The organism is Paenibacillus sepulcri (assembly GCF_042647105.1).
Lineage (GTDB): Bacteria > Bacillota > Bacilli > Paenibacillales > Paenibacillaceae > Paenibacillus_Z > Paenibacillus_Z sepulcri.
The window spans coordinates 5,715,376-5,732,481 of record NZ_JBHRUP010000001.1 but is presented as its reverse complement, the minus strand read 5'-3'; the positions used below and the strand labels follow the sequence as shown (position 1 = coordinate 5,732,481).

Annotated in this window: 21 protein-coding genes; 11 read left to right on the top strand and 10 right to left on the bottom strand. The window is 51.3% G+C overall.

Annotation, left to right across the window (positions count from 1 at the left end; genetic code table 11):
- Window positions 1-113: 113 nt before the first annotated feature.
- The 5 genes from ACFOLF_RS25125 to ACFOLF_RS25105 all read right to left on the bottom strand — a co-directional run bounded on the left by ACFOLF_RS25125 (window position 114) and on the right by ACFOLF_RS25105 (window position 6,728).
- A complete protein-coding gene (locus ACFOLF_RS25125) occupies window positions 114-1,565 on the bottom strand; it encodes an ABC transporter substrate-binding protein (RefSeq protein WP_210046816.1) in 1,452 nt (483 codons plus the stop codon).
- A complete protein-coding gene (locus tag ACFOLF_RS25120; RefSeq protein ID WP_210046815.1) occupies window positions 1,562-2,968 on the bottom strand; it encodes an ABC transporter substrate-binding protein in 1,407 nt (468 codons plus the stop codon). The genes ACFOLF_RS25125 and ACFOLF_RS25120 overlap by 4 nt, the downstream gene beginning before the upstream one ends.
- Entirely contained in the window at window positions 2,965-4,479 is a 1,515-nt protein-coding gene (locus ACFOLF_RS25115; protein ID WP_210046814.1) for an extracellular solute-binding protein, read from the bottom strand. The genes ACFOLF_RS25120 and ACFOLF_RS25115 overlap by 4 nt, the downstream gene beginning before the upstream one ends.
- On the bottom strand, window positions 4,476-5,027 hold the full coding sequence (locus ACFOLF_RS25110) for an RNA polymerase sigma factor (RefSeq protein ID WP_379114324.1): 552 nt from the start codon (window positions 5,025-5,027) through the stop codon (window positions 4,476-4,478). The genes ACFOLF_RS25115 and ACFOLF_RS25110 overlap by 4 nt, the downstream gene beginning before the upstream one ends.
- A 636-nt stretch (window positions 5,028-5,663) precedes the next feature.
- Window positions 5,664-6,728, bottom strand: coding sequence for a right-handed parallel beta-helix repeat-containing protein (locus ACFOLF_RS25105; RefSeq protein WP_210046813.1), 1,065 nt, complete (start codon window positions 6,726-6,728; stop codon window positions 5,664-5,666).
- Between the two features lie 447 nt (window positions 6,729-7,175).
- Here ACFOLF_RS25105 and sigY point away from each other — a divergent pair, with 447 nt between their 5' ends.
- The 7 genes from sigY (at window position 7,176) to ACFOLF_RS25070 (ending at window position 11,356) form a co-directional block, all read left to right on the top strand.
- A complete protein-coding gene (gene sigY / locus ACFOLF_RS25100; RefSeq protein WP_210046812.1) occupies window positions 7,176-7,706 on the top strand; it encodes an RNA polymerase sigma factor SigY in 531 nt (176 codons plus the stop codon).
- Entirely contained in the window at window positions 7,693-8,109 is a 417-nt protein-coding gene (locus ACFOLF_RS25095) for a YxlC family protein (RefSeq protein WP_210046811.1), read from the top strand. The genes sigY and ACFOLF_RS25095 overlap by 14 nt, the downstream gene beginning before the upstream one ends.
- Complete coding sequence (locus ACFOLF_RS25090) at window positions 8,102-8,353, top strand: transcriptional regulator (protein ID WP_210046810.1); 252 nt, start codon at window positions 8,102-8,104, stop codon at window positions 8,351-8,353. The genes ACFOLF_RS25095 and ACFOLF_RS25090 overlap by 8 nt, the downstream gene beginning before the upstream one ends.
- Before the next feature lie 24 nt (window positions 8,354-8,377).
- On the top strand, window positions 8,378-8,575 hold the full coding sequence (locus ACFOLF_RS25085; protein ID WP_210046834.1) for a PLD nuclease N-terminal domain-containing protein: 198 nt from the start codon (window positions 8,378-8,380) through the stop codon (window positions 8,573-8,575).
- Window positions 8,572-9,495 (top strand): ABC transporter ATP-binding protein, encoded by a 924-nt coding sequence (locus ACFOLF_RS25080; protein ID WP_210046809.1) that lies wholly within the window; start codon window positions 8,572-8,574, stop codon window positions 9,493-9,495. Before ACFOLF_RS25085 ends, ACFOLF_RS25080 begins: the two co-directional genes overlap by 4 nt.
- Window positions 9,492-10,271, top strand: coding sequence for an ABC transporter permease (locus ACFOLF_RS25075; protein WP_210046808.1), 780 nt, complete (start codon window positions 9,492-9,494; stop codon window positions 10,269-10,271). Before ACFOLF_RS25080 ends, ACFOLF_RS25075 begins: the two co-directional genes overlap by 4 nt.
- A gap of 392 nt (window positions 10,272-10,663) precedes the next feature.
- A complete protein-coding gene (locus ACFOLF_RS25070) occupies window positions 10,664-11,356 on the top strand; it encodes a DinB/UmuC family translesion DNA polymerase (protein ID WP_379114326.1) in 693 nt (230 codons plus the stop codon).
- Window positions 11,357-11,477: 121 nt separating this feature from the next.
- Here ACFOLF_RS25070 and ACFOLF_RS25065 read toward each other — a convergent pair whose 3' ends face one another.
- Genes ACFOLF_RS25065 through ACFOLF_RS25055 form a run of 3 tightly spaced genes read right to left on the bottom strand, consistent with a single transcriptional unit; the run spans window position 11,478 to window position 13,293 of the window.
- Window positions 11,478-12,083, bottom strand: a complete 606-nt coding sequence (locus ACFOLF_RS25065; RefSeq protein WP_379114328.1) for a hypothetical protein — start codon at window positions 12,081-12,083, stop codon at window positions 11,478-11,480.
- Window positions 12,080-12,499: a GIY-YIG nuclease family protein gene (locus tag ACFOLF_RS25060; protein ID WP_210046807.1), complete on the bottom strand. Its 420-nt coding sequence runs from the start codon at window positions 12,497-12,499 to the stop codon at window positions 12,080-12,082. The genes ACFOLF_RS25065 and ACFOLF_RS25060 overlap by 4 nt, the downstream gene beginning before the upstream one ends.
- A 29-nt stretch (window positions 12,500-12,528) precedes the next feature.
- Window positions 12,529-13,293, bottom strand: coding sequence for a DUF2087 domain-containing protein (locus tag ACFOLF_RS25055; RefSeq protein ID WP_210046806.1), 765 nt, complete (start codon window positions 13,291-13,293; stop codon window positions 12,529-12,531).
- Between the two features lie 225 nt (window positions 13,294-13,518).
- Between ACFOLF_RS25055 and ACFOLF_RS25050 the strand changes: the two genes are divergently transcribed.
- Window positions 13,519-14,592 (top strand): lactonase family protein, encoded by a 1,074-nt coding sequence (locus ACFOLF_RS25050; RefSeq protein ID WP_210046805.1) that lies wholly within the window; start codon window positions 13,519-13,521, stop codon window positions 14,590-14,592.
- Window positions 14,593-14,704: 112 nt separating this feature from the next.
- Here ACFOLF_RS25050 and ACFOLF_RS25045 read toward each other — a convergent pair whose 3' ends face one another.
- A complete protein-coding gene (locus tag ACFOLF_RS25045) occupies window positions 14,705-15,709 on the bottom strand; it encodes a hypothetical protein (RefSeq protein WP_210046804.1) in 1,005 nt (334 codons plus the stop codon).
- A gap of 61 nt (window positions 15,710-15,770) precedes the next feature.
- A complete protein-coding gene (locus tag ACFOLF_RS25040; protein ID WP_210046803.1) occupies window positions 15,771-15,947 on the bottom strand; it encodes a hypothetical protein in 177 nt (58 codons plus the stop codon).
- A 271-nt stretch (window positions 15,948-16,218) separates the two neighbouring features.
- On the opposite strand from ACFOLF_RS25040, the gene ACFOLF_RS25035 reads away from it, so the two are divergent.
- From ACFOLF_RS25035 to ACFOLF_RS25025, 3 genes are read left to right on the top strand one after another with little or no spacing between them, the layout of a single operon-like run.
- A complete protein-coding gene (locus ACFOLF_RS25035; protein ID WP_379114330.1) occupies window positions 16,219-16,485 on the top strand; it encodes a hypothetical protein in 267 nt (88 codons plus the stop codon).
- A gap of 10 nt (window positions 16,486-16,495) precedes the next feature.
- On the top strand, window positions 16,496-16,600 hold the full coding sequence (locus ACFOLF_RS25030) for an MBL fold metallo-hydrolase (protein WP_379114332.1): 105 nt from the start codon (window positions 16,496-16,498) through the stop codon (window positions 16,598-16,600).
- Window positions 16,601-16,616: 16 nt separating this feature from the next.
- On the top strand, window positions 16,617-17,027 hold the full coding sequence (locus ACFOLF_RS25025) for a hypothetical protein (RefSeq protein ID WP_379114334.1): 411 nt from the start codon (window positions 16,617-16,619) through the stop codon (window positions 17,025-17,027).
- Window positions 17,028-17,106: the final 79 nt, after the last annotated feature.

The following is a 17,106-nucleotide window of genomic DNA, read 5'->3' as shown; positions in this document are numbered from 1 at the left end:
CCTCCTATTCTATCAGATTATTTTTTAGTCTAATATGAGGAATTAATATTTTTTCAATACCAAGAATAAACATCGTTCTGTTTTTTCTTTCGTCCGCTTCATTCGCTTCTTTATCACTCGGCGCGCATCGCCGCGTTCAGCAGGAACTGGCCTTCTTTCTGCATGACTTGAATGGCTGCATCAAGTGTTTTCTCTTTCTTGACTACAGCCGTGATTTCCCGGTTTTCCAGCTCCGCGAGCTGATTAAAAAATTTCATTTCCACATCGAGAGACATAGGAGGAACATCTGTCGGCAGTGGAACGGAATGGAGCTCATAGAGCTCGTCCACGACCGGCTCGCGATCATACTGCTGATAGGTTTTAAGGCTTGAGAAGCCATCATCCTTCAGATTGGCCCGGACTTTCGCCATATGGTCACTGTTCATAAACCGGATAACCTCCCAGGCCTCATCCGCGTTTGGTGATCCTGAGCGAATGCTCATAATATTGGGTACGTAGATATGATACGTACGGCTTCGATCGGAGGAGGTAACGGGCGGCGTCGCCTCTCCGGTCCTGAATCCGGTCTGCGCATACTGGCCATGATCCGCCAGCGTCATGGCCGACTTGGCCTGCTTGAACAAATCTGCTTCAGCCACCGCTTCCGGTCCATATACCTCCATCGCGCCTATCCTGTCGGTCTTAACATCCTGCATCATAAGCGTTCCGGCCCGATACATATCGACAACCGTTTGAAAGACTATTTTCCAGGACGGCGTATCGATTGTCATCTTGCCTTTGTCCAGATTGTAGGCCTGAATGCCTTCACTCAGGGCCAAATTATTCAGCTGATCTGCCGGCATACTGCTTAACGATTGATGAAATCCGACCACCCCGTCCCCAGCGCTGCCCGCCCGGGCGAATGAATTGGCCAGCTCGAAGATTTCCGGGAGCGTCATATCATTATGGGGAAGCTCGACGGCATATTTTGCAAACAAATCCTCATTATAAACAAGCACAGGAGCGTCAAACTCCCCTGCCAAGCCGTACAGCTCCCCATCCGCCGTCTGCTTAAGCCGTTCGATAACGCCAGGCTGAAAATCATCCGCTGATATTCCGCTGCCCTTCAGACGTACCGACAGATTCTCAAGCAATCCGCTGTTGGCCAGCGACACGTAATAACCAAATACGCCGATAATTAAATCCGGCTGCTCCCGCTGCATAAACTGCTTTAATTGCCCGGTCATCTCCTTGGCAGGCTCAATCTTCATCTCAACCAGCCGGAATTTCAAATCCGGAAAAGCTGCCTCCAGATAATCCCGATAATCCGAATCGTAAGCAATCTCGGAATTGACAGCAATCACTAGAGAGCTAGCCGTCTTGTCGTTTGAGGGCCCATCCATGCACCCTCCCATCAATGACAAGCCAATCATCAGCAGGGCTATGATGGCGGCCCCGCTCCACTTCCGGCGGGGAATCCGCCAGTCACCCTGTTCTCCGGCATTGTCAGCAGCCTTCATGTCCTCAACGGCCGGAAAAGCCGCGGCACAGCGCATCCGATGATCTCTTTTCCCACTCCCGCTCACGGTTCCGTCTTCTCCTCATCCGCTTTGTTCTTCTTCACAAAAGCATCAACAAACGCCTGTCCCTGCTTTTGCATGGTTTGAATCGCGGCGTCCAGGCTTTGCTTGCCCTGCAGCACAATCTGCAGCTCCTTCTGAACCATGGCATTCTCATTCAAATAGAAATCTCTTCGGTCAGTGAAGTCAATCGCATTAAGAGTCGGCTTCTGCTCGAAGGCAACAGCCGCAAGCGGATTGGTGTTGAATTGAAGTCCCGAGCGGCGGATCGACAATCCGCCATCCGTTTTGGAAATCACCTTGGCGGCACGCTCGCTGCCAATGAACTGGATTATTTTCCAGGCCTCCTCCTTGAACGCCGAGCTTGCGGATATGCTGAAAACCCCATCCATCCGCATGTAGCCGCCCGACTCCCGGGTAGCGCTGTTCACCGGAGGCAGGACCGCACTCCAGGCAAACTTGGATTGATCAAACCGGCTCCTGTTGCCATACATATCGATAGCCATCGCAGCTTTGCCTTTGGCGAAGAGATCCTGCTTCTCTATCGCCCCCTCGTCGATCCAGCTGCCGCCGTCCTCCACGCGAACCTCCACGCCCTTAATGGCGATGGACCCGTTGCGAACCGCTTCAACGGCTGTCTGCAGCAGATCATGCCAGGCGGGCGTATCCAACAAATGTATGCCCCTCTGCCAATCTACAAGCTGCAAGCCTTCGGTTCCATTCAGCGTATCGAATATAAGGGCGTTCAAATCCTGCATCCATGGATCATGATAGCCGACAATGCCGCCTCCCGCTTGCTTGAAGCGGTAAGACAGCTGAAGCAGCTCCTTCCAGGTCATCCCGCTCGTCGGGGGATCAATACCATACTGCTTGAACAAATCGGCGTTATAATACAGCAGCGAAGAGTCGTATGAGGGAGCCAGACCGTATATTTTGTTCTCTTCATTATCCTTCAGCATGGCTATAGCTCCCGGCTGATAATCCGTCTCCGCCATGTCCGAGCGGCTCATCCAGCCGGTCAAATCCTCCAACAGGCCTTGATCTGCGAGCGGGCTGTAATAAGCCGACGGCAAAATAATAATGTCCGGCTTCTCCTTTTCAATCAGCTGCTTATAAGCCTTTATGGGGTCTTTATCCTGATAAATATCTCCCATGGCAACCAATTCAACCGGAAGGTCAGGGTAAACCAGATCAAAATAATCCTGATAATAGAATTCAAATGTCGTTTCGTCTACCCCGGCCACCTTTAGGACATCTGCAGGCTTCTGCGCAGTTGAACTATCCGAACAGCCCGACATCAGCAGGAGAGAGACAAGTCCTGCAAAGACGAGACGGCTACCCGTCATATTCATAAGGGATCGCTTAATCCGACGGGCTGCGAATAGGGTAAACAAGCTGCTGCTAATCATGGTGAAGTCCCCTTTCGGAGATCGGGATTCGCGCTCTGCAGCTTCTCCTCCATGCTTGCCAGCGCTTGGTCTGGCTGCAGCTTGCCGTCCAACACCGTCTTCATCGTATCAGAGCCAATCTGATAGATTTGCCCCTGCGCCTTTGCCTGCTCCTCATTGCCGGAGCGTTTGATGGAAGCCGTAATTTGCTCCGGATCCAGACCAGGCGGGTAAAAGGCTTTCCACTGCTCGGCAGGCAGGGAGGCTAACTGCCTGGAATCCATATAAACAGGCAAAGAGCCCGTCTGAGTGAGCAGTTTTTTGGCGTACTCCGGCCCTCCTGCGAATTTCACCAGCTCCCATGCCGCTTTCTCTTGGGTCGTCTGCGCATTGACCGCATAGATCGTATCCAGATAAAAACCAGCCGATGCGTCAACCACAGCCGGAGCAACCGCCATCCACTCGACATCCGATGGCTTTACCTTATACTGGGCCAGCTGATTCCCGTAAGAATAGGTATTAATGGACATCGCCGCCTTGCCATTGGCAAAGGCATCAAGCTTTCTCAATTGCTCCATCGATAGTCCACCCGGGTGTTCCGCCCAATCTATCACATTGTCTATGATCCAGCCAGCCTTCAGCCCCTCCGTCACTTCGCTCCAAAGGCTGTTCCATGCCGGAGTATCCAGCGTCAATTGGCTGCCGTCAGGACTTAGCGAACGCAGTCCCGAGATGCTCCCCAGCTGGCTGAACAAGCTGAATCCGTTTCTGCCGGTTGAGGTGGATAGTCCGGCTGCTCCGGTGCCGTTGAATTTCATGGCAATCTGCAGCAGCTCATCGGTCGTGACTCCGTCTTTTGGCAGCTCAATCTTGTATTTCTCAAATAATTTCTTGTTGACATATACGGCTTCCGTACTGAAGATAGGCGCAAAACCGTACAGTTCCCCTCCGCCAAGCTGACGGATGGTCTTGACTACCGGATCGTACATGGAATCCAGCTTTACACCATCCTTGTCCGCCAGAATATCGAGAGACTTCAATTTCCCCTGTCCCGCGAGGTCCTGGAACTGAGCCGGCGTCAACCGGAGCACATCGGGCATTTCCTGATCGACCCACTCCGCAAGATTCTTCAGTGAAGCGTCCGAAGGCAATGTCAAACGGAATTCCACCGATGGATGACGCAGAACAAACGGCCGTCCGATATCATTCATGAAATTGCTGTATTTGGAGTCCTGGACTTTAAGGATAAGATCCCCTTCATCCTCCAGGGAGTCGTTCAAAAGCGCAGCCATGGCGTCTTCGGCATGGCCTGGCTGTATAATTTGCATCAAATCGTCGCGGAACCACCAGCCGCAGCCAAGCAGCACAACCACGCACATCATGGCCGCTGCAGCCCGAAACGGCGATTTTCGTTTCTTCTCTCTCATGCGGATGCGTTCCCTCACTTTGCGTTCAATATCTGAGGTGAACCCATTTCGGATTGGAGGCTTCTCCGCCAACCGGCGCTCCCATTGATTTACCGGATCCTTCATGTCCACTTTTCCTCCCCGGTCAGCATGGCATCCTCGGACAGCTTGCGGTTAACCGCCGCCCTTCCCCGGTGAAGTCTTGATTTCACGGTGCCCGTCGATACTCCAAGCATGTCCGCCATTTCATTCATCGACAGTCCGTAATGACTGCTCAGCAGCATTACCTCACGCAGCTTGGCAGGCAGCTTCAATACGACACCCCAGACCTGCTCGGTCATGAGCTTGTCGATTGTCTCCTGTTCCGCTGAAGCATGAGTCTGCTGCTGCGCATGACGGCTGGGCATGAGCGTCACACGGCGAATCCAGGCCGACCGCAGCACGTCGCGCGCCGTATTGCGGGTAATGGCCAGCAGCCATGTTTTCACCGACGATTGACCCCGGAAATTATACAGATGCTCGAACACCTTGATGAATACATCCTGGGTAATATCGTCGGCCAGCTCTCTTCGATGCGTCATGAAGAAGGCGAAGTTCCAGACGTCTTTGCCGTAAGCCTGCATCAGTTCGTCGAGCACGGCATGACGGTCCAAGCCGCCTTTAACATGTTTCAAGTAATCGAACTGCAACTGTGTTCACCTCGCAAAAGTAGACGAATCGGAAAGGAGAATGGTTCCCTATCTATTTCCACGATTATACAATGAAAGAAATATCGGCGGGGATTAAAACAGAAAGAACCGGCAATCGGGACCGATTGCCGGCATGAGGGAGAGAAATAGTGGCTGACTTAATCAGAATGCCAGAAATCAAGCCATTGGGAAGGATATAACGGAGCTGCTGACCTCCGTTATCGTTCCTTACGGCGAGAAAGGCAAAGATAATCGTGCGGCTGAGCGGAAACTGGAATATTGAGGAGCTTTGCCCAGCAGCAGGGCATGCAGGCTATAGCCGAATAATAGCAATCGTGAATCTGATCACGAAGATAATCACGATGTAGATGATGCTCCAATTAGGCAATCTGGGGGTTTGTTTGAGCACATATCCCAGCCAGCACCTAGCAGGCCGCCTTTGTCCAGTTCTTATATGATTATCTATCCATGGAAATTTGTACTGAAAAGATAATAGGCCACAATTAAAAAAAATCGTCCCCCCGAGGACGATCTGTAAAAACCGCATCCCGTCTTTCTGACTGGTCTGGTGTACTGTTCGAAACGTTCAAGACGGTCCACTATCTCCTTGCTTCTTTAGTTTCAGATGGTAAAACTGTAGTTATTAGTATCTGTAACAGTTGTATTCTGGGCGACAAGATAGGGAATCTCATCTACTACGTTGTCCTTCACGACATGTCCCGAGCCGCCATCGCTGATAAGAATTGGAGCGTATCCTGAATCCTTCTTTCCATCGAAAATCAGGTTCCCGGAAATTTCAACGTTCGTGCAGACCCCTTGCGTGTTGAGCGGATCACCCTTACGGATGGCGATCTGACACAAATTATTTGTTAATGTGTTTCCTTTCACTATCGAACCCGTCGAACCGTTCTTCACGTCGATGCCATAATAGAAGCCTTCGACTATGCAGTTGGTGACGGCTGATCCGGAATTATGCTCAACGGTGATCCCTTGTCCACCGGCGAATCCCGTTGCGCGGGTTTCCGAAACATGGCATCTGTTTATAGTGCTGGTAGACGTGAAGAACAGCGAAATGACCCCATCCCAGCAATTCGTTGCAAAACAGTCTTCGACAGTGTTGTTTGATCCTTTATACACCATAATTCCTGATCCGTAACAATTCCGTGCTCTTACATTTTTCACTTTACAGTTAACCGAACTGTAGATTTGGACAGCTTGTGTCAGGTTCATGCCTTGAAATCCGTCGATGATGGCGTCATCGCAATTTTGAAGCAAAATTCCATTACGGTATACTTGATATCCATTAAGCGGGAACACGGTTCCGAATACAGCCCCTCCGATAATATTAATACCTTCAATCCCGATCCCGAGAATCGCACCGTATGATTCTTCAATTGTTGTGGACGTATTAATGATAAAGACAGCTCCGGTTGCTTGGATGGTGCATCTCCGCATAATTTGGAGTGAGTAATAGCATGGCAATTTATCTGTTGTGCTTTCAGTGAAGTCATTGGTGGTGAAGTGGCTAGTCGCTTTCCGCAACTTGTAAACACCTGCAGGAATGATAATGCGCCCGTCCAGATCGATGTCATTCAGCGCTCTCTGAATGGCGGGCGTATCGTCTGCTATTCCGTTTCCTGCAGCTCCGTAACCCGCATCTGTCCTTACATTAATTTCAGCTGGCATATTAATATCACGTTCCTCTCTAAAACGGTATTTGGTGGTATTGCGTGTTCTCGTACCGCTTACAGTACTTTTGGCGTCCCCTCCCCCTCCGTCAGACCGATTGCACGGTCCATTCCGGGTACATGTTTTGCCTAGTTTAATGCCATACGGCAGGGCCAGCTGCTCAATTGCTCTTGTGGTTTATGCTTTGATATTAGCACAGAAATAGGAGCTAATGTTCCTATTATTGTCCAGCATTTGTCCAACCAAAGTCTATCCAGCGTTTACCTGCTCGGCTTCTACAGTTCCCTTTGTAATCGCTCGAAAGGGCTGCTATGGAGAGCTTTTTTTGATTTCCATGAACGATTTTGCTAACCTCTTCGTATTATGGGTGATTGCATGAGTCGCGTACGGGCTGAGATGGTCAACTAGCTACATGAAACCGGCGGAAGGGAGCAGGGACTGCGGTTGGACGAACTCGATCAAATTAAACGCGCGCAGCGCGGGGATAGTCAGGCGATGGCGCAGCTGTTGAAAGCCCACTACTCGTTTTTAATGAAATATCTCATCAAGATGACGATGAACCCGGTGCTGGCCGAGGATTTGGCGCAAGAAACGATGCTGAGATGTGTGGAGAAGATTTGTTTATATAACGGAAAATCGAAGTTCTCATCCTGGCTTATTACGCTGGCGACGCGGATTTATTTTGACCAGATGCGTCGCACCAAGGTCGAGAGGCAGTGGAGGGATCGGGAGCAGGCGCTTCGCCGGACGGAGTGGCAGCTGAAAGCGCGGCAGGAAGAAAGGACCGATGCGATGCAGGCGCTGTCCAGATTGGGCTACGAATGGCGGCTGCCGATTTTGCTCAAGCATTATTACGGCTATGCCTATGACGAAATCGCCGACATGATGGACATTCCGCCGGGCACGGTGAAATCTAGAATCCATCACGGACTGCAACAGTTAAGAAAGGAGCTGACGACAGATGAAAAGGAATAATGGAAAGCGGAAAGAACTTTCCGATCCGAACAAGCGGCAGCATGAAAAGGCCGATAGCATCCATGAAGAACCACCATCCGCCGAAGATCAGGCTCTGATCGCGCAGCTGATGCACGGCTTCGATCAGATGGAGACGGCCATTGGCCAGCCTGAGCCGCCGCCGCTGCATGAGCTGGAACGGCTTGTTGCGGACGAGCAGCGGAAGCTCCGCATGCGTGCGGGAATGGAAGTCGCGCTGTTTTTGGTCGTTGCCCTGGCCTTGATCGGAGGCAATATGCTTCTGGCATCCATGAATATCGTTGTCTTTGCGGCCATCCAAAGTGTGGTTTTCGTTGGCGCGATCGCGTTTGCCGTTCGTTTTTTTCATCGTTCCAAGAAGAAGGTGAAGTCCGGCCATGCATAAAGCAGCTCCCGAATCGATTCCCGTTTGGGTCGTCATATTGGCCGGCTGCATTTTACTGACCCAAAGCCTCTTCCTGTTTACCCATGCCCGCCGCCATACGAAATACTACTGGGTCTGGGGGGTTGTCGGGCTCATCCAGTCCCCGGGACCGCTCATTGCCTATTGGCTCGTCCATATGTACTGGCCCCGGATAAAAGAGCGCCTGAAGAACCGGAATAATCATCGAAACAAACCTAATGAATAAAAGGGGGAAACACCCATGAATACGATGAATTCAAGTATACCTTGGAGCTTGATCATGCCTTTGCTCATCCTGCAGCTGATTTTGGCTGTGGTGGGCCTGATCTCCTTATTCAAAGCGGAAGCGACGCGCGGACCGAAATGGCTGTGGGCCATCATTATTTTATGCGGCAACGTTCTGGGCTCGGTCGCTTACTTTGTCATCGGCAGGAAGGATGCCGCATGACCCGGACGCTGTTGCAGGTGTTAGGACTATCCAAGCGCTTTAAGGAGCGTGAGGTCGTTAAAGGGATTTCGTTCAACCTCGCCGAAGGCAGCTGCGCCGCCCTGCTTGGCCCGAACGGTGCCGGCAAAACGACGGTAATCGGCATGCTGGCGGGATTGCTTCGACCGTCCGACGGGTCGATCGAGCTTCTGTTGGGCGGAAGCCCGGTTTCGGATCGCCGGCCATACATCGGCTATTTGCCGCAAATGCCCGTGTTTTATCCATGGATGACCGGGGCCGAATTCCTGCTCTACGCCGGGGAGCTGGCCGGGCTGAAAAGCCGCGAAGCCAAGAGACAGACCGGCGAGTGGCTGGAAGCGGTGGGGCTTCGGGATGCGGGCAAGCGCAAGATCGGAGGTTATTCCGGCGGCATGAAGCAGCGGCTGGGGCTGGCCCAGGCGCTCATCCACCGCCCGAAGCTGCTCATTCTGGATGAGCCGGTATCCGCTCTCGATCCCGCAGGTCGCAAAGATGTGCTGACTCTGCTCCAGAGCATACGCCGCGAGACGACTGTCCTGTTCTCCACGCATGTGCTGAATGACGCGGAAGAAATCTGTGATGACATTCTCATGATTCGCGATGGTGAAATCGTCCTGCAGGGGAGCCTCGATCATATACGGCGAACATACAGCGAGCCGGTGATTCGGCTCGAGGTGGGCGGAGACAAGGCTTCGCGGTCTTGGTTGGCCAAGGCTGGCGGCAAGGAGTTCGTCCTTCAGTCGGAGAATTCCGGAGGCCGGGCCAAACTGACGGTAACGGATGTCGAGCAGGCAGCTCTTGCACTTATGTCTGATGCGGCGTCTCATCGCGTGATCATCCGTTCGTTCGAGGCCGGTCAAAGCACGCTCGAAGACTTGTTTTTGAAGGTGGTGCAGTCATGAGGCAGTTTCGATTGTTTTTCCGCAAAGAAATGCTGGAGATGGGACGCAGCTATAAATGGCTGTGGGTGCCGCTCGTGTTCTTGATGCTCGGGGTGATGCAGCCGGTGCTGACTCGCTTTTTACCGGAAATTTTGGAGTCCGCAGGCAACATGCCCAAGGGCATGACGATTACGATTGAGCCACCGTCAGGCGCGGAGGTGCTGGCTCAGACGCTGGGCCAATACAGCTCGGTCGGAATGCTGATCCTCGTATTGTCCGTCATGACCCTGATTTCCGGCGAGCGCCAAAGCGGCGTTTCGCAGATGATTTTTACCAGGCAGGTATCGTACGTCTCTTATGCAGCGGCAAAGTGGGCAAGCATGCTGTCCCTCGTCACGGCCTCCTTCGTGCTCGGCTACGTGGGCGCCTGGTACTATACCGCGCAGATGATCGGAAGCGTCGAGGCCGGAGCAGCCATGAAAGCGGGACTCTTCTATTTGCTGTGGCTCTGGTTTGTAGGCTCGCTAACGCTGTTTTTGAGCTCGCTCGTAAATCCTGCGGCAGGCATTGCTTTTGTCAGCCTGGGGGCGGCGGTGCTGCTATCCATGGCTTCGGGGTGGCTGCCGCGTTATATGGCCTACAGCCCGGGTTCCCTGCCAGAAATCTCGGCGCAATGGCTGCAGGCCGCGGGTGAATCATCTGACGCTGCAGGGGTGGCAATCCTCTGCCTGGCATGTATTGTCGTTTTTTTCACATGCACGGTTTATCAAGTGAAACTAAGGAAATCTAAAATATGACAAATCCCCGACCCAATGCCCCGACCTCTTTAAGAAGCGAAGTCCTCAGTCGGTAATATTGGGTAGGTATCTGCTCAGGAGGGTAGGGGTTCCTTTTGTTCCAGCCACCAAATGACCGTTTCGACGAGCTGCGAAGCCAGCAATGTCGTCACTAACCTATCTACCAAGCGGGTTTGAACTAAACTTTTTTCACCGATCATCAATGCTATCTCTGAAGGTAACGACCCATTTCATCGGCCAGCGTAGGATGCACCTTTGGGTATTTCAAGGAATTTGTAGACCTGGACAATGAATACAAATTCGAAATAGAAAGTCACCAAAGCTTTTTTGTGGAGACACTCGACGGATTGAGAGAAATCGCAAACCTTTATGGGGACGAAAATTCTCGCTAAATGGTGACGGACAACTTCGCCAAGAAGCGTCCAGACGGTATTTTCGAATTGAACCAGGATAATATCGAAGCGGAATTGTGGCCGCTTCCGGTCCATCAAATGTTTATGGTCGCGAACCGGATGACTCAGCATTTTGTCCGGATGGGACTAAACACAATTGGAGACATAGCGCGGCTGGACTTCGGCGATTTTAAGGCGCGAATGCGGCGTCGAATGGGCCGCCAAAGCGATATTCAGGCGGGTTACTACTGGCAGACTGCACGAGGAATCGATCCATCACCGGTTGTATCGGTAGGCTCGGGAGAGACGGATGGGGAAAAGTCGGCGGGATTCGGCCGTCAAATGACGTTATCGCAGCCGACATCGTTAACGCATGAGGTCGCGGCTGCCGCGCATGCGCTGTTTATAAAGCATTGGAGTGGAATGCCCATTAGCCATCTCAGCATATCATTAGGACAGTTATCCGTAGACAGCGTAATCCAACTGACCCTGTTTGAGGACCGTTCTCGCGCTTACCGTAAGGAACGTGCGATCGACGAAATCAAAAACCGTTTCGGGAGCGACGCCATCATACACGCTTCTTCGCTTCTTGAATCTGAGTCGCCCGCGGGAGAGAGGAGCAGATCGGAGGTCACTTTAAATGATCAAACTCGACGGACGGAGCTGATAGCGCGGCTGAAGGCGAAAGCGTGAGGCGCGGGTTTCCATTTTTCGCGATTATCGCTTCAACTATCATACATATTCAGGTAATAATACAGATTTTATTAAAGAGGTCGTTCAGGTAATGAAGGATCATCACTTTCGTAAAAAAAGCTTATTCTATCTGAAAGACTACCTCAATACCTGTCGGTTTGTTGTTAAAAGGGGCGCCATATTCCCTGAACTTGAATTCAAATCCTGAAAGATCGTCCGGCAAAGGCGGAGATATTACATAGCAATACGAAGAATGTCCTGACGAACGTCCACCATTGGTCATTCGACTGTCGTATTCTTCTCCTAAATAGAGCTCAAAATAACTGTGATTATGCGGGTTTTCCGGAAGGTCGGTTGTAATGTCCCAATCTATACTAAACGTTATTACACTAGCATTGTTATATTGCCGTACTGAATTTACCGAATAAAAAAGCTCCCCCTGTTCAATCGATTTCAGGATCGGGATATGCTTTCTGAATCCAGATGGATCTGCTATAGGTCTAAAATGTTCTTCATTTCTCAAAACGCCAAATACCGCTTTCAAGAAATCTTCGTAAAGTTCAAAAGAATTTGCCCATCCAGAGATGTGCTCTAATGGCGGAAAACCTGGATTATGGTCCGAAGATTCCTTTCGCTGCTTTAGCAGTGCGCAAATTTGCTCATCGATATTAACAATTCGTTCATCATAATGCTCGGTTGGACGTTCAAGTGGCATCCGTTTCATCATGATCCTCCTTTAGGCGGTTTGTGATAGCCCTGCGGATCGTAGGGGATAAGCTGATCCATCCATTTCTTCTCCAACTTCTTCAGTTCATCCCTGTAAGCCATGACGACATTCCGCTGTACGCCCCCGCCGGGAACTTTGATATCCTTATAATCGTTTCTGACCTCATCGCCCAGCTTGAGCGACTCCAGAACCTCGAACTCAAACTGTTTTTCTCCGTCTTGCTTCCAGTCCGCCTGCAGCAGGGAATTGATATGGGAGCCCATGTTCAGCATAAAGCGTTCACGATGCCAGGCCGAATCGAGCGTCGATGTCGAGGCGATATAACGTTTTCCACTGCCGAGATTCCTGATTTGAAAAACACCCATCGTTCTCTTTTTCATAGCAAATTCATTTTGCAATTCTTTTCTTCGATCCATGTCTGAAATCCTCCTGAATGATTCCTATATTAAACCGTCAGCCAATATGCGCTGCCATCGCTCTCACGGCTCAGAAAACGATAATCGATGAGCTGCCTGCGGAGCGTGGCGTAGTCTTTGCTTAGAAAGCGCCGTAAAATGTCATTAACCTCCGCCTCCGAATACGTGCCGTCTTTCTGGAATATTGTGGAAATATGACGCAGCAGTGCGGCTCTTTGCTTCTCTTTGCGCGGCATCCCCGTGAGCGGCCCATTCAGTCCATCCGGCAAATACTTGGCCAAAAGCTTCGCATATTCCTCCTGGGTCAAGGCATACCGCTCATCGACCTGCGGCGCAGCGCGGTGAACCGGCATGAACTTCGCTCCGCTCGGGAGCGCAGCTTCCATCAGCTCCATCGTGGCCAGAAATAATTTGGCCTGCCTGGCCTTCTCCTTAAGGGCGAATCGGTGATTCCGGATCGTCGAAGCGCTGCCTGCTCCTGTCATCTTGACCGTCTCCGCGTCCGTCTGACCTGAAGCGAAGGCGCCGATCAGCTGCTTTTGCAAATCGGTCAGGCCCGTTGCTTTCTTATCCAGTCCGAGCAAATATTCCAGCATGGAACCATGCGCCTGCCCGATATGGTAAAGGACATATTTGCGCGCTTCCATGAAGCGGTTCCCGGCAGGGTATACATCGCCGTCTTCGAACCCCTCGCCGCAGATCAAGCAATAATAGCTTGCCGCAGCCGGATCGAACACATAACCGTTCTTCAAATCCTGCAGTGATGCGCTGTAAAAATACTCCGACACATTCATATTAAACATCTCCACATGTTGTTTGTCTTATATAGATATATTATCATTATGTTTGGTTTATATCAATATGTAAACAGATATGCCTCTCCTTCACGCGTCTTGGGATCCAGACGGCTGGGCCTCCCGGATGAAGCGGTGCAGGGGAAAGAGAATTGTTTGTATCCCCATCACACTTTATAATGGAAGCGTGGAAGTGAATATCGAGCAAGAGGAGGAATTTATCGGATGAGTCAATCATTGTACATATTTGCAGGTTCCTATGCGGAACCGGAGAACAGCGGGGTCTATGTTTACCGCTTTGCGGAAAATACGGGATCGCTGACGCTTGCCTATGAATACCAGGGACTTAAGAATCCGACTTTTCTGAATGTCGATGCTGCCAAACACAGATTGTACGCAATCTCGGAGGGTACCGATGCCGCGGGCAAAAAAATCGGGGAAGCGGCCGCTTTTGCCATCGATGCCGCGACCGGAGCTTTGAACTTATTGAACAAAGCGGCTACCGTCGAAGCGCCAACCTGCCATATCCAGAGAGATCCCAGCGGTAAATACCTGATCGTGGCGAGCTATCATGGAGGCATGATTGGTTTGGTCGAATTAACAGCTGAAGGGCACGTCGGAAAGCTTGCCGATGTCAAGCAGTATGAAGGCCATGGGCTGCATCCGGAACGTCAGAATCAGCCCCATCCCCACTCCGCCATCTTCAGCCCGGACGGCAGGTTCCTGTTTGTGCAGGATCTGGGTCTTGACCGCATCAGCAGCTATGTCCTTGAGGAAGACGCAGGCCGGCTGGTGCTCCATGAGGAGACTAGCCTCCATCCGGGCGCGGGTCCGAGGCATTTTGCTTTCCGCCCTGACGGTAAATATGCCTATGTCATCAATGAAGTGGATTCAACGATAACTGGCTTTGCCTATGATGCGGAAAAAGGGCGGTTAACCTCCATTGAAACGGTCCCCACTTTGCCGGATGGCTTTCAAGGAGAAAATACATGCGCCGAAATCGCCGTTTCGGAGGATGGACGGTTTCTTTACGGCTCCAACCGCGGGCATGACAGCATCGTTGTTTATGCCATTGATGAAGAATCTGGCAGGCTGACGCTTGTGGAGCATGCCGATGTGCAGGGCGCCCACCCGCGGCATTTTGCCCTGATTCCTGGAGGGCGCTATCTCATTGCCGCCAACCGGGACACGAACAATATCGTAACCTTCCAGGTCGACCGTGAGTCGGGCAAATTGCATTACACAGGCAACAGCATCGAGGTGTCCAAGCCTGTGTGCGTCCAGCCTTTTTATTTGTAGAACAGTACGTCTGATGGCTGCAAAAAATAACCTTGCCAAGCGTCCAAAACGACGCAGCAAGGTTATTTCTTTGTTTCGACGTGAAATTGAATTTGCATGCCGATGAGGACAATCACTCCAATACAGGCGCACGCAGAGGCAGATCAAAGCTGCACATCCCGATATCCCGGTGCGCGTTGCCGATATTAGCCGAATTCACAGATTCCTTGCAGGCGTCAAAGCCAATCCACAGCTTACTGCCCACGACCAAGCATGCCGGAAGTCCAACCGCCTGTTTGACCCAGGGTATATTGGACGCATCCAGAACGATGGCTTTATCCTCCGGATCCCACTCCGTTACGCTGCGGCTCCAATAGACCCATACCGCCTCGGTAAATTCATTGCCGGCTTCATCGCGTCCCACATGATTGACAAACATGAACCAGAGGCTGCATGCGGGCTCATAATACAAACTCGCATTCTCCAGCTGCTCCCCGGGAGGCAGCAAGGGCTCAGGAGACAGCTCCCATGGTCCGCCCGGCGAATCCGATACTGCCAGCCCGATTGTCCGGTAATAGTCAGGTCCTGTCGTGCTGGCGCTGTAAAAAGCAAAATATCTGCCGTCCAGTTGAAGGACATAAGGCGCACAGATACAGCCTTCGTTCCAGCTGCCCTTCTCTCCGAGGGCAAGCAAACTGGTCGACACCTTGGTCCAGGGCCCATCCGGATGATCCGCTGTGGCCAGACCTGTACGATAAGGAAGGGCCGGTATGTAGAAAGGAGCGCCGGAAGTATTTTCGACCGATACATAATAGAGATGCCATTTGCCTTCAAAGAAGAACGTCGGTCCATAACATGCTCCTCCATGGTCCAGTTCTCCGGCCAGTCCGGCCTGCAGCTGCTCGCCGCGCTTGTCCCAATGGAGCAAATCCCTGGAAACAGCCTGACAGCAGCTCCAGCCGTTCTCACCATTGCCGTCATAATGCAGATAGAAGAGACCGTCATGCTGAAAGAGAAAAGCCTCGCGCGCACCGTTCATATCCATTTGGTCCCCATGTTCAAGCACAGGTACGGGATGGATGTAGTCGGGCTCATACCTCCTCGCAGGATTCTGTTTCGCACAGACATTCTTTTTCAATTCAACTCATCCTCTCTGTGGAAAATGGCCATTAAAGAAAAAAGTGACGATGATCCATTCTTTAAGCAATCTTAAAGACTCGATCATCGTCACTTTTCGCATATGCATATTTCCGTTTGTCCGGTTTAACCTTCGTCACCGGCATGACTCCGTTCCAATTCCCCCGCAGCAATCTCGGATCCATCTCACCCTGCCGCAGCCGCTTCTCCCTTTTCTTTCGCGCAGCGCTTTTAGCCATAATTTTTCCCAACTCCTGTTATTTGATTGTATGTTGCTATGAGTAGTATACGATTATTCCTCGCTTTTGTTCAAGCGGATATACCATGAAGAGATTATTTTCATAACAGGATCGATTGGAGGATTTCTATTTTTACGCAAACCGGTTGATAAACAATTGACGCATCATCTTCACGCAGCTTTCCTTCCGATAGTTGTTGCAGATAAGTGACATATCATCTATCATGTAATTAGATGATATATCATCCATAAAGCGTAATGGAGTGAGAGGAATGAAGGCTGTTAATCTTCATGTTTGGCATACCGGCGAGGTCCTCATCGATCAGGCGCTTGCTTTTAAAGAAAAAACTTGGCATCCCGCACCCTTCACCGGCTGGCTGCGCCCGTACTCCAGGAAGATGTGGGTCCCGGTTTCCGCCTATCTGATCGAGCGCCTGAAAGGCCGGATACTGGGGGACACCGGCTGCATGAGGATATTTGAATCAAAAGAAGCATTTGGGGCATCTTGCCCTCAGTATTTATCAAGGCAGACTGCCTGAAGCTCATTCCATGCGCGAAAGGCTCGCAAGTGTGCGGCTGGGAGATAAGGATCTGGATTATGTGATTCTGACCCATCTTCATTCCGATCATGTGAGCGGCCTGAAGCAGCCTTAGCGGTGCCGGGCGCATTATGACCAGCGAAATTGAGCTGCGTGCAGCTGTAAAGGATGCGGAATATATCCGCTCTATATGGAAAGGCGTTAATCTCCAGACATTTGCGTTGGAGGATATTCCTTATGGACTCTTCAAGCTTGGACTTGATCTATTCCATGACGGTTCCTTATACTTAGTCCATACACCCGGGCATTCCAAAGGCCATATTTCCGTTCTTATCCGTACCGGGGAAGGCTGGGTTCTCTTGGCAAGCGATACCGGCTATGCCGAGAAGTCCTGGAAGCAGCACATCCTGCCAGGCCTGACAACAAGCAAGAATGAAGCGGCACAATCCCTGCGCTGGATAGCTGAATTCGCGCAAATAGCGGACTGCTGCGCGGTTCTCGCCAATCATGAAGGAAATGTTATATCCCGTATTATCGGTTAGAATAGGCATCTGCTTGGCCTACCTCAGCTGCACTCCCCCGTTAGGGAGCGCAAGCTTCAGCCTACAAATTCAGGAGGAG

What these genes read in the sequence shown, in the direction of transcription:
- ACFOLF_RS25035 (WP_379114330.1), top strand. Translation starts at nt 16,219, where the DNA reads ATGAAGGCTGTTAATCTTCATGTTTGGCATACCGGCGAGGTCCTCATC.
- ACFOLF_RS25050 (WP_210046805.1), top strand. Translation starts at nt 13,519, where the DNA reads ATGAGTCAATCATTGTACATATTTGCAGGTTCCTATGCGGAACCGGAG.
- ACFOLF_RS25060 (WP_210046807.1), bottom strand. Translation starts at nt 12,499, where the DNA reads ATGGATCGAAGAAAAGAATTGCAAAATGAATTTGCTATGAAAAAGAGA.
- ACFOLF_RS25115 (WP_210046814.1), bottom strand. Translation starts at nt 4,479, where the DNA reads ATGAAGGATCCGGTAAATCAATGGGAGCGCCGGTTGGCGGAGAAGCCT.
- ACFOLF_RS25065 (WP_379114328.1), bottom strand. Translation starts at nt 12,083, where the DNA reads ATGATGAAACGGATGCCACTTGAACGTCCAACCGAGCATTATGATGAA.
- ACFOLF_RS25040 (WP_210046803.1), bottom strand. Translation starts at nt 15,947, where the DNA reads ATGGCTAAAAGCGCTGCGCGAAAGAAAAGGGAGAAGCGGCTGCGGCAG.
- ACFOLF_RS25080 (WP_210046809.1), top strand. Translation starts at nt 8,572, where the DNA reads ATGACCCGGACGCTGTTGCAGGTGTTAGGACTATCCAAGCGCTTTAAG.
- ACFOLF_RS25120 (WP_210046815.1), bottom strand. Translation starts at nt 2,968, where the DNA reads ATGATTAGCAGCAGCTTGTTTACCCTATTCGCAGCCCGTCGGATTAAG.
- ACFOLF_RS25095 (WP_210046811.1), top strand. Translation starts at nt 7,693, where the DNA reads ATGAAAAGGAATAATGGAAAGCGGAAAGAACTTTCCGATCCGAACAAG.
- ACFOLF_RS25085 (WP_210046834.1), top strand. Translation starts at nt 8,378, where the DNA reads ATGAATTCAAGTATACCTTGGAGCTTGATCATGCCTTTGCTCATCCTG.
- ACFOLF_RS25090 (WP_210046810.1), top strand. Translation starts at nt 8,102, where the DNA reads ATGCATAAAGCAGCTCCCGAATCGATTCCCGTTTGGGTCGTCATATTG.
- ACFOLF_RS25075 (WP_210046808.1), top strand. Translation starts at nt 9,492, where the DNA reads ATGAGGCAGTTTCGATTGTTTTTCCGCAAAGAAATGCTGGAGATGGGA.
- ACFOLF_RS25055 (WP_210046806.1), bottom strand. Translation starts at nt 13,293, where the DNA reads ATGAATGTGTCGGAGTATTTTTACAGCGCATCACTGCAGGATTTGAAG.
- ACFOLF_RS25070 (WP_379114326.1), top strand. Translation starts at nt 10,664, where the DNA reads ATGGTGACGGACAACTTCGCCAAGAAGCGTCCAGACGGTATTTTCGAA.
- ACFOLF_RS25025 (WP_379114334.1), top strand. Translation starts at nt 16,617, where the DNA reads ATGACCAGCGAAATTGAGCTGCGTGCAGCTGTAAAGGATGCGGAATAT.
- ACFOLF_RS25105 (WP_210046813.1), bottom strand. Translation starts at nt 6,728, where the DNA reads ATGCCAGCTGAAATTAATGTAAGGACAGATGCGGGTTACGGAGCTGCA.
- ACFOLF_RS25030 (WP_379114332.1), top strand. Translation starts at nt 16,496, where the DNA reads ATGCGCGAAAGGCTCGCAAGTGTGCGGCTGGGAGATAAGGATCTGGAT.